The following is a 14565-nucleotide window of genomic DNA, read 5'->3' on the forward strand; positions in this document are numbered from 1 at the left end:
TTTTCCCATTTTCCAGTACCCTAGAATGCGTGCAAAATAACCTTCTGGCGGTGCTCTTCGCACTACTCTCAGCCCTCACCATCGCGTGGGGGACTGTTGTGCGCCACCGCATCGCCGAAGCTGCACCTCAAGGCGGGAAATCGCCAATCCTCTCCGCAATGAAACGCCCCCTCTGGTGGGCTGGCATGTCCACGGCCATCATCGCCTACTTCCTACAAGTGGTAGCCCTCGGTTTTGGGCCATTGCTGGTGGTACAGCCCATTTTGGTGATGTCGCTGATGTTCACTCTCCCCCTCTCCGCGCGTTACGACGGCCGGCGCATCACCGTCTCAGAGATGTCGTGGTCCACAGTTCTTACCCTCGCAGTGACCATCCTCGTCCTTCTCGGACGCCCCCTGCCCGGCATCTCGCACCCGCCTCTCGAGCGCTGGTTCATTCCTGTCGGCGTCGGCGCCCTAGCCCTGTTCACACTCGATCGCTTCGCTGCGCGCCAGATCAGGCGAGAAAAGGCGCTGATCCTCGGAATCGTCACGGGCGCGGTCTTTGGCTACGTGAGCGTGTTCTCAAAGGCAGTGGCAGACATCTTCGTGCTCCAGGGAGTAATTGGCCTATTGAACAACTGGGAGCTCTACGCACTGATTGCAGCATCGACGCTCGGCACCATCGTCCAGCAGTCGTCGTTTAACGCCGGAGCCCTGAAAAACTCCCTGCCCGCGATGAAGAGCGCCGAACCCGTCGTAGCGTTCTCTTTGTCCTATCTGGTGCTGGGTGAGAAGTTCCAAGCCACTGACCTCGAATGGTTGTGGATGGCCCTCGCGCTGGTGTCCATGATCTTCGCCACCGTGATGTTGTCCCGGCGCGAGGTTGGTTAACGCTGTGCTTGCAGTCCGCTATGGCTCGAAGTCGGATCATGGAAGTCGGATTTCGGGGCCACAGTCTTGCAAATAGCGGTCCCCGACCCGATTACTGCCGAAATCCGACTTTCATGATCCGACTTTCACGAGAAGGCGTAGCCACCGAACCGAAGGCGCAGGCTACCGGGTTAGGGGTACAGCGGGCGTCGAGAAGCGCGGGCCAAATAGTCCCGCAGTTCCGGAATGAACCGCCCTTCCCGGAGCATCCCCCAATCGACTCGGAAAACTGAGAGCCCGAGCCGCACCAACTCTCGTTCGCGACGTACCTGCTCCGCAAGCACCAATTCCTCCGGCCCGTAGCTGCCGGAATACTTGATCGCGCCATCTACCTCAATGACCAGCCAACCATCCAGCACCATGTCCACAACGAAGCGCTCTCCCTTCGTCATGAAATCCTGCTGCGTTAACAAAGACGCGTACTGAATATCCGACTCGAGCAGTTGCGCCCGCGCCCAAGACTCAGCTGCGGATCCGATCTTGGAGCGAGCCTCATTCACAACTCTTCTAACCCTGCTCACACCTTTGGTGTGGCCAATCGTGCCCAGCTCGTCCTGCAATACCCGACGCGCCTGTGCCTCACGATTCATGAATCCATCCGCTATCGCCAATGCCTGCGCAAAACTGTGCCAACGTGCGGAATCAATCACCGTACGGGCGAGAGTGGTCACCCGCACCCCAAAATGCCAGGTGATCGCCTGCTCGGGCAGGTAGTTCGAGCGATACACCACTGATTTCGGCCACTTCGATCGCGCAGAAGGCTTCCTATTACCTGGCAGGATCAACTCTGTCGGTCCTCGATAGGACAGCACCGGCAACCCCCAAAGACTGGCGGCAGACAGACCACACACCACCGCCTTCGAACTGCTCATACCCGCAGCGACAGCCTCTGCCCGCGCACGATCCCACGGCGCAAGCGACCCGTAAGCCTTTGGGTCGGCGTATATGTGGCCCGCAAGCTTCACGACGTCCCCAGCATTGACTCCCCGCCAGAACGAGCTCTCCCCCAGATTCATTTTCCTGCGGTCAATAAACTTCATGATTCCCCCCCGGTCTCATTGTGACCACAGCTTATGGGAGTTCAGCGCCGAGGTACAGTGCTGCGCAACGTTAGTCGGATCATGAAAGTCGGATTTCGGGAGTTTTAGGCGTGTCAGGCCTCAACGTTGGCAGCATCCGGCCCGAAATCCGACTTTCATGATCCGACTTTCGCGAGAAAGCAGCCGCCCGCTAGATGGCCCACACCGTCGCGATCAACGGGTGCACCGAAATCACAGCGCCAAAGACCACCCAAGAAACTGCCAGCAGGGCAAGGCGCAGCCGGTCAAAGGAGCGTGCAGCGCCAATTGCCAGTGGCAGGAGACAAATGATCGCCGGAAGTAATAGGCGCGGGCGTGAGGTGATGGTGCCGTCGGAAAGCAGCACGTTAGCCGTGACACCGGCTGCGAAGAGCCAGACCAGCCAGGGCACTTTACGGAATGTGAGCACCACCGAAAGAGCGGCAACAATCATCGCGAGTCCGACCACTATCAGCCAGGAATCACTGTTCCGGTTGAATGCCCAGGACAGGAAATCCAGGGAGGCCACACCGAAGTCAAAGGCGGATCCCCAGCCCTTTTCTTGTAACCCGAAGTAGCCGCCAACATCGGCGGTATACGAGTTCGCGAAGAGAAGATAAGCGACCATGCCGAGGGGGGACAGCACGACGCCAAGCCAAGCGCGCCAATCTTTGAGCGCGTACACGATCACTGCGATGAAGAACACAAGCCACAGGTCAACGCCTGTTATTCGGGTGAGGCAGGTGAAAAACACTAGCCCTCCAGCTAGCACCCACCGGTGGCTGAGCATCGCCCACAGCGCCCAATAGGCGAAGGCTGCGAACAGCGCTTCGGTGTAGGGCATGTTGTAGGTGAGACTCATGGGGGCACCGGCAAGGAGAACTCCCGCAGCAGCCGCGCCCCACGTTCCGGCGCCCATGTACCTGGCGATCGCTATGACGGCAGCGACCATCGCGGTACCGGCAATGGCATTGACTAGAAGTGCTGCTCCCAAGAAATCGAGCCCCGTGACCTCACGCACGGTGCGCAGCAGCAGGGGGAAGAGCGGAAAGAATGCGAGGCGTGCCTGGTAACCATCGAGCGCATTCGGGTCCATGTTCTCGAAGTAGCCGCCGTTGGCCACTCCGATGTAATGGACTGCATCCCAGCGGGTGAGCACTCTGTCGAGGGGGATCCCCTTGGCGTCGGCAAGCAGGTGTACAACAAAGAGTCGGATCGCGGTTACCCCCGCAAAAACGGCGGCCGCCAGCCCCCAGTCAGCCAGCATGTTGCTGCTGGTGAAGCCCACTTTCTTCCGTGCGGGCACAGAGGCTGCATTTTCGACGACCATAGTTATCAAGCCTAACCCAATCCACAAAAACCGATGACGCAGGGCACAGTTTGCGGTAGCGTGCATTACATGCAGCGAGCATTCCTCCTTCTTTGCCGCGGCGGGCTTTAGGTCAACGAGATGTGGCCGGCGCCCCGTCGCGGAGTTTGTCGTTGCCAGCCACGCCCCACCTGAACCCACTCGAGGAATTTAGCTATGTCATTCATCTCCGCACCCGCTCAGCTGACCAAACCTAGCGGCGAAATCCCCGCCGACCAGCCCGCCTGGAATAGGCAGCGCCCATCGGCCATGCCAAGTGACCGCTACCAGCCCTATGACGTAGAGGTCCAAGATTTCCAGCTTCCTGACCGCACGTGGCCGGAGCAGCGCATCACCAAGGCCCCGCAGTGGTGCGCGGTGGATCTGCGCGATGGCAACCAAGCACTGATTGACCCGATGAGCCCCGAGCGCAAGCGCCGCATGTTTAACCTGCTGGTGAACATGGGATTCAAGGAAATCGAGGTCGGCTTCCCGTCCGCGTCCCAGACCGACTTTGATTTCGTGCGCGAGATCATCGAGCAGAACATGATCCCGGAAGACGTCACCATCCAGGTATTGGTGCAGGCACGCGAACATCTAATCCGCCGCACCTTCGAAGCCTGCGCCGGCGCAAAGAACGTGATCGTGCACTTTTACAATTCCACCTCGATCCTGCAGCGAGAGGTGGTGTTCCGAAAGGAAAAGGAGGCCATCAAGCAGCTGGCCACCGATGCCGCAGAGCTGATCAAAACGATCGCCCAGGACTACCCCGACACCAACTGGCGCTGGGAATACTCCCCGGAGTCCTACACCGGCACCGAGGTCGAATACGCAAAGGAAGTCTGCGACGCCGTCACCGCCGTCATGCAGCCCACCCCGGACAACCCGATCATCATCAATCTGCCCTCCACGGTGGAGATGACCACTCCGAATGTCTACGCAGATTCCATCGAGTGGATGTCCCGAAACCTGAATAATCGCGAATCCATCATCCTGTCCCTGCACCCGCACAATGACCGCGGCACCGGTGTCGCCACTGCGGAGCTGGGATACCTGGCTGGCGCCGATCGCATCGAAGGCTGCCTCTTCGGCAACGGCGAGCGTACCGGCAACGTCTGCCTGGTCACACTGGGGCTGAATATGCTGACTCAAGGTGTGGACCCGTGCCTGGACTTCTCAGACATTGACCTGATTCGTCGCACCGTGGAGTACTGCAACCAGCTGCGAGTTCCTGAGCGCCACCCTTACGGCGGCGACCTGGTTTTCACCGCCTTTTCCGGCTCTCACCAGGATGCCGTCAACAAGGGGCTGGAAGCGATGCAAGCTCGCAACGACAACACCTGGGAGGTTCCGTACCTGCCGATCGACCCGAAGGATGTCGGCCGTTCTTACGAAGCTGTGATTCGTGTGAACAGCCAGTCCGGCAAGGGCGGTGTCGCCTACATCATGAAGACCGACCACGGCATGGAACTGCCGCGACCGATGCAGGTGGAGTTCTCCTCAGTGGTACAAGCCGTCACTGATGCTGAGGGCGGGGAGATTAACTCCAAGAACATGTGGGACATTTTTGCCACTGAGTACTTGGATCGTTCTGAGCACTTGGTACTGGAATCCATCCACGTCGACGGCGCGCACGTCACCGCCACCGTGCTTATCGACGGCAACCGCCGCGAAATCTCAGGCACCGGCAACGGCCCCGTCGCGGCGTTCGCACACGCGCTGGAATCCATCGGCATTGATGTAGAAGTGCAGGAATACTCTCAGCATGCTCGCACTGCCGGCGATGATGCCGAAGCAGCCGCTTTCGTCTTTGCCACAGTTGGCAACTCTGAAGCTTGGGGCGTAGGCATTGATTCCAATATCACTGAGGCATCGCTGAAGGCGATCGTCTCCGCAGTGAACCGGGCTTAGCGCCCACCAATTTGAGGGATCCTGCCCCGCTTCGGTGATATCCGCGCGTTTAGCAGTGCGGGTTTCACCGGTAAGCGGGGTGTTTTCCGACATAAGGGCAGCAAAGCTCTCTTTCCCGTCTACGATGTGTAACTAATGACTACTCAAGACACCCAAACCCCGGAGGAGCGCGAGGCTGCGAAACAGGCGCGCCGCGAGGAGCGCGAAGCCGCCATCGCCGCCGCCCCCTATGCCGTCGTGCACGTGGAAGCCACCGGGATCCACCCCTCGACCTCCCGCATGGTCTCCTTAACCATCCTGACTCTCACCCCCGAGGGCGAGATCGTGGATGAATACTTTGAGATTTTCAATCCCGACGGCGACACCGGTCCCCGCCATCTCCACGGCATCACCGATGCGGAATTCGAGCAAGCCCGCACCGTAGAGCGTTCGCTGCGCAAGATCAACACGTTGTTGGACGGGCGCACTCTCATCATGCATAACGTCCCCCGCACCTGGGGTTTCGTCCTAGGTGAAGCCAAGTCGGCGTTGCGAACAATGCAACGCCGCCAGCGGAACCGGAACCGGAATCGTCGCGGACGTCGTCGCGTCGGCAGACCTCCCCGCCCCATTGCGCTTATCGATACGCTGGCCTCCGCACGGCGCCTCGGGCTGCCGCTGGAGGACTCGCGGGTACGCGCAGTAGCCAAGGAACTAGGAATCGATGCGCCTTCTCCTATCGCATCCGTGGCGCGCGCCCAGCAGCCCGCGACGGCGACTTCCCAGGAGACCGCTGAACTCATCGTGGATATTTATGAGGCCGAGGTTGCGCGCGGGCAGATTGCATCATACGACCCCAGCACCCTGCGCGCCGATAGATTCGGTCTGCAACGCTCCATCGTGCGTGTCGACGCCATGGAAGCCGCCGCCACGACTGAAAACCCCGGCACATTCACCCCAGACCACGGCCTGAAGGCCGGGATGGAATTCGTGGTCAGCCCGGACATCGAGCTGGACCCCGATGTCATCATCGCCCAAGGCGTGGCTGCCGGCCTGAAATACAACGAGAAGGTGACTCGCCAAACCAGCTTGTTGGTGTGCAACCGCACCTCAGTGCTGCGTGGCAAGGCGATGCACGCGGACCGCAAGCAGATCCCACTGATTCCCGACGCGGAGTTCCTGTCACTGTGCGAGCAATCGGCTTCCTAGCGACTAGAATCTTCCCCATGAAACTTCCCGCTCCCCTCGCACGCGCCCGCACGGCGCTCGCAATGACGGCTGCAGGCGCTGCTACCAGGGCGTCTCAAGCCACCGGCCGTGGCGCCGGCGGCATGATCGGTGGCCTCATCGCAGGCGCAATCGATCCAACAATCATGGAGCAACTCGGCAACAACCGTCCGGTAGCTTTGGTCACTGGCACGAATGGCAAGTCCACCACCACGCGCATGCTCGTCGGGGCGTTGCGTTCGCAGTACACGGTTGCCACCAATGACGGCGGCGACAACATGGACGCAGGCATCATCGCTGCGCTACTCAAAGGCAAGGAAGCCAGCCACATCGTGCTGGAATGCGATGAGCTGCACGTTCCTGCCGTCGCGAAGCGGCTGCGCCCCAGCGCGCTGGTCCTGCTCAACCTCACCCGCGACCAGCTAGACCGCGTCGGCGAGATCAATAAAATTGAGCGCACGCTACGCCAGGCGGTAGCGGACAACCCTAAGATGATGGTGATCGCGAACTGCGATGACGTTCACGTCACCTCTGTCGCCTTTGATGCCCCCAACGTGGTGTGGGTTGCGGCCGGCGCGGGATGGACTGGTGATTCCGTGAGTTGCCCGCGTACCGGTGGCCACATCATCCGGGAAGGAGACGACTGGTACGCCGCCAAGCAGCTTCCCGACGGCCGCGAGTTCCGTCGCCCTACCCCAACCTGGGCCATCACTGATGACGGAATCGAACACGCCGGCACCACCACCGCCCTCGCCCTGAAACTCCCGGGTCGTGCCAACCGCGGCAATGCCACCCAGGCCATCGCCTGCGCAACCGAAGCCTTCAACATTCCGCTAGCATCGGCCACCTCCGCCACCGAGGCCGTAGATAACGTGGCTGGCCGCTATTCCACCATCTCCTTCGAGCAGTGGGAAGTCCACATGATCCTGGCGAAGAATCCGGCCGGTTGGCAAGAGGCCCTGTCCATGCTGGATCGCACTGCTGATGGCCTGGTCATCGCGGTCAACGGGCAAGTTGCCGACGGCGAAGACCTATCGTGGCTCTGGGATGTTTCCTTCGAGGACTTCAAAGATTCCTTCGTCCACGCGGCCGGCGAACGCGGCACCGACTTAGCCGTCCGATTGACTTACGCCGCCATCGAGCATTCACTGTCCAAGGACCCCATTGAAGCCATTCGCGCTTGCCCGCCGGGCCGAGTTGAAGTCCTAGCTAACTACACCGCTTTCCGCGATCTTAAGAAGGCTCTGTCATGATCAACATTGGCCTCATTCTGCCCGATGTGCTGGGAACCTATGGCGATGACGGCAACGCCCTCGTGCTGCGTCAACGCGCCCGCATGCGTGACCTCGACGCTGAGATCGTCCGGATCGGCCTCGGCACGCCGGTCCCCGCCGGCCTCGACGTATACTGCCTCGGAGGCGGCGAGGACACCGCACAGATTTTGGCGGCAGAGCATCTCATCACTGATGGCGGACTGCGGCGAGCTGCAGCAGCCGGGCGGCCTATCCTAGCCATTTGCGCTGGCCTGCAGGTACTCGGAGAATCCTTCCGCGCATCTGGTCGCATTATCGACGGCGTCGGCCTCATCGATGCCACCACCTCCACCCTCGGCAAACGCGCCATCGGCGAAGTAGTCTCCACCCCAACGGGAGCTGGCTTCACCGCGGATTTGAGCGAACCACTGACCGGATTCGAAAACCACATGGGCGCAACGGTACTGGGTGCGGACGCTGCCCCACTGGGTACTCTCACGCGAGGGGTCGGCAACTGCGATGAAGTAGGTGCCGCCGATCTGGAGTCCGCAGCTAAGCAGCGGATGGCCGAAGGCGCGGTCCAAGGAAATGTGGTGGCAACCTACATGCATGGCCCAGTTCTGGCTCGAAATCCGCAGCTCGCAGACCTACTACTGGCACAGGCCATGGGTATCTCGCTAGCCGAGCTCGCTCCTCTCGAGTTGCCAGAGGTGGCACAACTGCGCTCGGAGCGACTGCGCTAATTGGCTGCGGGCGGCTGTTAGATCTTCAGCCGCCCCGACAGGGCGCGGGAGAGCGTGAGCTCATCCACAAACTCGAGATCGCCGCCCAGCGGCATGCCGGAAGCCAAGCGCGAGACGGTCAGCGACGGGAAATCACGCAACAACCGCGCCAAATAGGAAGCTGTGGCCTCGCCCTCGGTATTCGGGTCTGTAGCCAAGATGACCTCCGCAATATCTGGTGCGGAGTCAGAGGTATCCGGCAGCACACCGGCAATACGCTGCAACAACGGCGCGATGTGGAGGTCCTTGGGACCAACATTGGCCAGCGGATCCAGCGCCCCACCAAGTACATGGTAGCGACCGTGATACTCGCCGGTACGCTCGATGACCTGGATGTCTTTGGGCTCCTCCACCACGCAAATGGTGGTGGAATCTCGGCCGGAATCAGCACAGATGCGGCAGAGTTCTTCACGCGAGATATTGCAGCAGATGCGGCAGAAAGTCACGCCATCGCGCACCGCATCCAGCGCTGACTGCAAGCGCGAAATATCCTCAGGCTCTACCTGAAGGAGGTGGAAAGCAATGCGCTGCGCGGATTTGGGCCCAACCCCGGGGAGCCTGGATAGCTCGTCAATGAGATCTTGGAGTGGGCCTTCAAACACCTGCGCAGCTGCTTTCTAGTGGTAAAACAATGGACGTCGATAAGCCCTAAAGCTTAGCCGAGCATGCCACCGAAAGGATCGCCACCCATGCCCTGGGACAGCGGACCCATCTTCTGCTGTGCGAGCTCGCCGATCTGGCGGTGGGCATCCATGAACGCGCCCTGAACGAGGTCCTGCAGAGTGTCTACGTCCTCAGGATCAACGACCTGTGGATCAATCTCCACACCGGTCACGTCGCCGGAGCCCTGCAGGGTCACCTTGACTAGGCCGTTGCCAGCCTCACCCACAACGGTGGAGGCGATGAGCTCGTTCTGAGCCTGCTGCAGCTGAGCCTGCATCTGCTGGGCTTGGGCGATGAGCTGGGACATATCTGGCTGAGACATCTAAAAACCTTTCGTTGCTTTAATTAATCCCCACTAGTCTAGCGATAACCCCAGACCGCTGCCGATCTGGGCATTGCTGCGCGAAGAGCTACAGGGGACGAGCACCAAGCTGGGATTGCAACATATCCATCGCGATCGTCTTGGCATCCCGATGATCATAGTTTGCGGGGCCACTGGCGGCCTCGATCATCTCTTCCTCTTCCGAGTCCTCGGGTTGTTCAACTTGTGCCGGCACAGCAGCACGTTCCGCAGGCGGCACTGGGGATGGCGCAGCTTCGACCGGCGGCGGTGCCCACTCTGGCTCGGCGTCCGCTTCATCCGGTTCCGGAGGCAAGGGCACCCCACCGCTGAAACTGTGTTTCATCGCCTCCCGGCCCCGCTCAGCGGCTTCCTTCCACTTCGGTTTCGGTTTTGCTACCGGCTCCGGAGCCTTCTGGGCAGGCTTATCGACGGCCACAGCCTCCGGCTCCCCACCGCCAAGCGGCGCAGGTGTGCCCCAACCAGATGCTGGTGCCGCGGCAGGCTCAGGCTCTGGTTCTTCGGCTGGTTTCGTCTCCTCTGGCTTCCAGGTAACTCGCTGCGGCTCGCGCGCAAAACCGATTGCCTCAGGACTCGTTCCCACCTCAACACGCACCGTGAGGTCCAGGTTTGTCACGGTCTTGAGTGCTTTTGTCAGCGCAGCGTTGTTTGTAGCGGCGTTCAGCCGAGCTGCGAGCGCGCCGGTATTGTGCCCGATGAGCAGCTCGCCGTCCCGCACCCCAAGCACCTTTGCTTCGGTGAGCATGATCTCAGCGACCGGGTTATGCTGCCCAACGATCTTGCGGATTTCCTGCCATTTGGCACGGATGACATCGCTCGAATCTGCAGTCGGCTGTGGCTGAGCTACGGGGGCTACGGGCGCTACCGGTGCTGTCGGTTCCGGCGCGGCAGGTTGCGCCGGTTCCGCAGGAGGGGCGGTCTGGACCGGCTGAGTTGGAGCAGCAGGTTGCACCGTCGTGGTGGCACTTGCTGCGGCTTTCGCAGCCTCGCGCTTGGCACGCCATTTTGCCGCGCCTTGCGCAGCACCAACCTCGGCGGGCGCAGCCGAAGCATCGGTAGGTGCTGGGGCCGAGGTTGCCGCCGGGGCAGACAGCGATAGCATCATCCGGGCGCACATGATCTCCAAGAGCAGGCGGGGCGAGGTGGCACCACGCAGCTCATCCACCTGGTCATTGACCATCGCGGCGAGAGAAGAAAGGCGTCGGGCGTCGAAAAGCGCTGCCTGTTCGGCCAATATCGGCTGGTGGTCCGCAGGCACATCGACTAAGCCGAGGGAGATGGCATCGGGTACGGCTTGCAGCACCATGAGGTCGCGCAATCGGTCGAGCAGGTCGTGTGCGAAGCGACGCGGGTCATGGCCTGCGTTGATGACATCGTCCACGGTGGTAAACAGCGCGGCCTGATCACCAGCGGCCACCGCAGAAATAGCGGAATCGATAAGGGAAGAATCAGTAACACCCAGCAGTGGCACCGCCATCTCATAGCTGAGCCCCTCCGGCCCGGAACCAGCGATAAGCTGATCCAGGATCGAAAGCGAATCACGCGGAGAGCCACCGCCAGCACGAATGACCAATGGGAACACCGCATCTGCCACGGTCACGCCCTCGGATTTACAGGTGCGCTGCAGCAGACCACGCATGTCCGGCGGTGTGAGCAAGCGGAACGGGTAGTGGTGCGTGCGGGAACGGATCGTACCGATGACCTTCTCGGGCTCCGTGGTGGCGAAAATGAAGATCAGATGCTCCGGCGGCTCCTCCACGATCTTCAGCAAGGCATTCGAGCCTTCCTTAGTGATCATGTGGGCTTCGTCGATGATGAACACGCGATAGCGCGACTCTGCAGGGGCGTAAAACGCACGGTCACGCAGCTCACGCATATCTTCAACACCGTTATGGGAGGCAGCGTCAAGCTCGGTCACATCAAGGTTCCCTGGTCCGCCCGGCGCGAGCGAGACGCAAGATGGGCAGACTCCGCACGGGGTGCTAGTCGGCCCTTCGACGCAGTTGAGCGAACGCGCCAAGATACGCGCCGATGAAGTCTTGCCACAGCCGCGGGGCCCCGAAAACAGGTAGGCGTGATTAATCCTTCCGCTATCCAGTGCGACGGAAAGCGGTCGGGTTACCTGTTCTTGGCCGACAACCTCTGCGAAGCTGGCCGGCCGATACTTACGATAAAGAGCCACGCCCTAAACACTACCGCGTGGCCCAGATTCCGGGCAGGCTGAGCTCACCGCTGCAGATCCAAAATGTCCACGCCCTCCGCGACCAGCGCAGATTGCAGCTCAGCCAGGCCATACGCTTGCAAGTGAGCCAGTTCCGCATCAGTGATCGGCAGCACTTGCAGCATCAGCACTAGCTTATCGACGCCATCTGCACCGGTTTCCTTAAAGTTCGGCACATCTCCGCCCCACGGGAACGGCACCACTAACAGGCAGTGCGAGGTGGTTATCCCAACGTTCGCCAGCGCCCCAGCACCGGGGACCAGCACTCCTGGCTGTGGCTGGATCGCCATGCTCTTGATGAGCCCCGCCGTTGATTCGAGGAGCTCCGGCAGCCCCGTCGCCTGCTGCGCAACAGTGAACAGCTCGACCCGGACGTCCCGCCCATCGGCTTCCAGATGCGTGTCTACCTGCTGAAAGTCCAGCGTCACGGCGATGTGCTGGCCGTCAGCGGCGAATGAGGCTACGTGAAAATCACCGACTTGATCGATGTCCATCTCCCCAGGGAACAGTCCATCGATCCAGACGGCAGCTTCTTGCAGATTCAATTACTTATTCTCTAGTGCGGCTAGCAGGACACAGGTGGCAACGCCATCCATAGCGATTTCCAGCTCCTCCACCGGCGGCAGTGAGGGCGCTAGGCGAATGTTCTTGTCCTCGGGGTCTTCCTTATGTGGGAAGGTCGAGCCTGCAGCGGTCAGCACAATGCCGGCTTCCTTCGCCAGCTCAATGACGCGCTTGGCGGTACCCGGAACCACATCCATGGAGATGAAGTACCCGCCAACCGGCTTCGTCCATTCGGCAACCCCGTATGCGCCGAGCCGGTTTTCTAGGATATCCAGCACCTTCGCAAACTTTGGCGCCAAGGACCCAGCATGCTTACGCATGATCATGCGTACTCCCTCAGCATCTCCGAAGAACTGCGCGTGCGCCAGCTGGTTGATTTTGTTCGGCCCAATTCCACGCACAAAGGCATGTTTGTTGTACCAGTTCAAGTTCTCATCACTGGCGTTGAAGAAGGCCACGCCAGCGCCTGCCTGCGTGATCTTGCTTGTCGACGACATCGCCCAGAATCGGTTACCACCCAGCTTCACCACATCCACAACCTGCGGAAATTCCTCCGTGAGGGTGTGAATCGCGTAGGCGTTGTCCCAGATGATGCGGAAGTCCGGTGCTCCAGTTTCCATGGTGGCTAGGCGATTGATGGTCTGGGTATCGAACGTGACACCGGTCGGGTTGCCAAAGATCGGCACTACCCACATGCCCTTGACCTGCGGATCCTGCACGAGCTCTTCAACCAAGTCCATGTCCGGGCCGGCTGGAGTCATAGGCACGGTGATCATTTCGAAGCCGAAGTGCTCGGTGATGGTGAAGTGACGGTCATAACCCGGTACTGGGCAGATCCACTTGACCTTCTCCTCGTCCTTCCATGGCTTTTCAGAGTCGTTAGTGCCCCACATGTAGGCCCAGCTGATCAGGTCGAACATGACGTTGAGGCTGGAGCTGTCCGCCGCAATGAGATTGTTGACGTCCACACCGAGCACCTCTGCCCAGATCTCACGGAGACTACGCAAGCCAATAAGGTTGCCATAGTTCCGGCAGTCGGTGCCATCCTCATCGAGGAAGTTCTCACCTGGAAGGCTCAGCAAATCGGCGCAGATATCTAACTGCTCACTCGACGGCTTGCCACGGGTCAGATCCAGCTTCAAATTTCGGGACTGTAGCGCACCATATTCCGCTCGGATCTCCGCCTTCAGCTCGCTCATCTGCTCAGCAGTCAAATCTTGTAGTGCCACGTCGGTACGCCTTCCCTTATGAGGTGTGTTTAACCGAGTCCCACTTTAACCCGCAGCAGCCACCTAAGGAAACGAAAAAAGGGCAATCTTTCGATTGCCCTTTTTTGCTAAAGAATTTAAGGGGACCCCGCGCACCCGTAAGAGCTCGCTGACCCTTGCTGCATTCCTGCCCTGGGGGAGTTCACAAGATAGACGCCGCACGGGATCCTGCCGTAAACCTTAGCCGTTCTTCGGGTTTGCGGCCAAACCGCCCAAACTGACCAGCTGTTTTGTTTCTTTGCCCAAGGTTTAGTACAGTTCTTCTTCGTAGCAAACACACGTTGTTTGTCGCGCTGGAGGATTCGACTAGCGGCCTATGTCACACGCCTGGAACGCGTGCGGGGAGAAATCCCCTCAAGGGTTCAAATCCCTTATCCTCCGCAGAATTTCAGTTGGGAAACCGGTTTGAAATGGTTAGTAAATGACCGTTTCAGGCCGGTTTTTCTGCGTCTCGATAGCGAATTTGCACAGCTCAGCGATCTCCGCTGCAGTATGGCGGTGACCGGCGGTATGCACTACCAGCCCCTGCAACCTAGCCACTTCCAAGCGCATCGCTTCCTCTTGGGGCGAATCTGCAAACTTTAAGGTCGCACCAGGGAGAAGCTCTGCTTTGAACAGCGGCGCGGTGGCCGAAACGTCGAAAAGCGCGATACTTTGCCACGGCAACAACACACCGCGAGTGAACAGACCGGCTGCATCGATGCGGATCACCTGATCGTCGCGGTTCTCGCAGCCAGTCCGCCAACAGCGCCAGACAAAGAAGGCAGTCACGGGTAGGAGCATGCCACCCATCATCAGGCCGAACAGTCCCATTTCGTAGTACAGCACACCGCTAGCCAGCAGGTTTCCAAGAGTCATAGTCACCCCCAGCATGACAATGACGTTGCGGTTTGGCACCTCACCTTGAAGAATCACAGTCTCACCGGCACGGATCCGATCAAAGTAGCTATTCATGTTTTCCTCACTTCTTGCGGTTGATTGCTTCGTAGGTGAGATGCGCGAGCGTGTGAGAATGTTCC

At 60.0% G+C, this 14565-nt stretch carries 13 protein-coding genes, 1 tRNA gene and 1 other RNA gene; 6 read left to right on the forward strand and 9 right to left on the reverse strand.

Annotation, left to right across the window (positions count from 1 at the left end; genetic code table 11):
- Positions 1-29: 29 nt before the first annotated feature.
- Complete coding sequence (locus tag WG936_RS03685) at positions 30-872, forward strand: DMT family transporter (protein WP_339572142.1); 843 nt, start codon at positions 30-32, stop codon at positions 870-872.
- Positions 873-1042: 170 nt separating this feature from the next.
- Here WG936_RS03685 and WG936_RS03690 read toward each other — a convergent pair whose 3' ends face one another.
- Both WG936_RS03690 and WG936_RS03695 read right to left on the reverse strand, forming a co-directional pair.
- Positions 1043-1951 (reverse strand): hypothetical protein, encoded by a 909-nt coding sequence (locus WG936_RS03690; RefSeq protein ID WP_339572143.1) that lies wholly within the window; start codon positions 1949-1951, stop codon positions 1043-1045.
- Between the two features lie 190 nt (positions 1952-2141).
- Complete coding sequence (locus WG936_RS03695) at positions 2142-3299, reverse strand: hypothetical protein (protein ID WP_339572144.1); 1158 nt, start codon at positions 3297-3299, stop codon at positions 2142-2144.
- 195 nt (positions 3300-3494) lie between these two features.
- On the opposite strand from WG936_RS03695, the gene leuA reads away from it, so the two are divergent.
- The 4 genes from leuA (at position 3495) to WG936_RS03715 (ending at position 8430) form a co-directional block, all read left to right on the forward strand.
- Positions 3495-5228 carry a 2-isopropylmalate synthase gene (gene leuA / locus WG936_RS03700; protein WP_339572145.1) on the forward strand — a complete coding sequence of 578 codons (1734 nt, stop codon included), beginning with the start codon at positions 3495-3497 and terminating at the stop codon, positions 5226-5228.
- Between the two features lie 135 nt (positions 5229-5363).
- Positions 5364-6416 (forward strand): DNA polymerase III subunit epsilon, encoded by a 1053-nt coding sequence (locus WG936_RS03705; protein WP_339572146.1) that lies wholly within the window; start codon positions 5364-5366, stop codon positions 6414-6416.
- 17 nt (positions 6417-6433) lie between these two features.
- Positions 6434-7687, forward strand: a complete 1254-nt coding sequence (locus WG936_RS03710; protein WP_339572147.1) for a Mur ligase family protein — start codon at positions 6434-6436, stop codon at positions 7685-7687.
- Complete coding sequence (locus WG936_RS03715; protein ID WP_339572148.1) at positions 7684-8430, forward strand: type 1 glutamine amidotransferase; 747 nt, start codon at positions 7684-7686, stop codon at positions 8428-8430. The genes WG936_RS03710 and WG936_RS03715 overlap by 4 nt, the downstream gene beginning before the upstream one ends.
- Positions 8431-8447: 17 nt before the next feature.
- Here WG936_RS03715 and recR read toward each other — a convergent pair whose 3' ends face one another.
- From recR to ffs, 6 genes are all read right to left on the reverse strand, one after another.
- Positions 8448-9071: a recombination mediator RecR gene (gene recR / locus WG936_RS03720; protein ID WP_339565087.1), complete on the reverse strand. Its 624-nt coding sequence runs from the start codon at positions 9069-9071 to the stop codon at positions 8448-8450.
- 53 nt (positions 9072-9124) lie between these two features.
- On the reverse strand, positions 9125-9454 hold the full coding sequence (locus WG936_RS03725) for a YbaB/EbfC family nucleoid-associated protein (RefSeq protein WP_339565088.1): 330 nt from the start codon (positions 9452-9454) through the stop codon (positions 9125-9127).
- An 88-nt stretch (positions 9455-9542) separates the two neighbouring features.
- Positions 9543-11675: a DNA polymerase III subunit gamma and tau gene (locus tag WG936_RS03730; RefSeq protein WP_339572149.1), complete on the reverse strand. Its 2133-nt coding sequence runs from the start codon at positions 11673-11675 to the stop codon at positions 9543-9545.
- A 44-nt stretch (positions 11676-11719) separates the two neighbouring features.
- Positions 11720-12259, reverse strand: coding sequence for a suppressor of fused domain protein (locus WG936_RS03735; RefSeq protein ID WP_339565090.1), 540 nt, complete (start codon positions 12257-12259; stop codon positions 11720-11722).
- Positions 12260-13507, reverse strand: coding sequence for an aminotransferase class I/II-fold pyridoxal phosphate-dependent enzyme (locus WG936_RS03740; protein WP_339572150.1), 1248 nt, complete (start codon positions 13505-13507; stop codon positions 12260-12262).
- Between the two features lie 113 nt (positions 13508-13620).
- An RNA gene (gene ffs, locus WG936_RS03745) (signal recognition particle sRNA small type) lies at positions 13621-13719 on the reverse strand.
- 122 nt (positions 13720-13841) lie between these two features.
- Here ffs and WG936_RS03750 point away from each other — a divergent pair.
- Positions 13842-13927: transfer RNA gene (locus tag WG936_RS03750), tRNA-Ser, on the forward strand.
- A 33-nt stretch (positions 13928-13960) separates the two neighbouring features.
- On the opposite strand, the gene WG936_RS03755 is transcribed toward WG936_RS03750, so the two are convergent.
- Positions 13961-14500, reverse strand: a complete 540-nt coding sequence (locus tag WG936_RS03755; protein ID WP_339572151.1) for a hypothetical protein — start codon at positions 14498-14500, stop codon at positions 13961-13963.
- Positions 14501-14565 lie beyond the last annotated feature (65 nt).

Source organism: Corynebacterium sp. H127 (assembly GCF_037482665.1).
GTDB lineage: Bacteria > Actinomycetota > Actinomycetes > Mycobacteriales > Mycobacteriaceae > Corynebacterium.

Excerpts from the sequence above, each read along its gene's own strand:
- WG936_RS03715 (WP_339572148.1), top strand. The coding sequence starts at position 7,684 with ATGATCAACATTGGCCTCATTCTGCCCGATGTGCTGGGAACCTATGGC.
- leuA (WP_339572145.1), top strand. The coding sequence starts at position 3,495 with ATGTCATTCATCTCCGCACCCGCTCAGCTGACCAAACCTAGCGGCGAA.
- WG936_RS03705 (WP_339572146.1), top strand. The coding sequence starts at position 5,364 with ATGACTACTCAAGACACCCAAACCCCGGAGGAGCGCGAGGCTGCGAAA.
- WG936_RS03695 (WP_339572144.1), bottom strand. The coding sequence starts at position 3,299 with ATGGTCGTCGAAAATGCAGCCTCTGTGCCCGCACGGAAGAAAGTGGGC.
- WG936_RS03725 (WP_339565088.1), bottom strand. The coding sequence starts at position 9,454 with ATGTCTCAGCCAGATATGTCCCAGCTCATCGCCCAAGCCCAGCAGATG.
- WG936_RS03690 (WP_339572143.1), bottom strand. The coding sequence starts at position 1,951 with ATGAAGTTTATTGACCGCAGGAAAATGAATCTGGGGGAGAGCTCGTTC.
- WG936_RS03710 (WP_339572147.1), top strand. The coding sequence starts at position 6,434 with ATGAAACTTCCCGCTCCCCTCGCACGCGCCCGCACGGCGCTCGCAATG.
- WG936_RS03755 (WP_339572151.1), bottom strand. The coding sequence starts at position 14,500 with ATGAATAGCTACTTTGATCGGATCCGTGCCGGTGAGACTGTGATTCTT.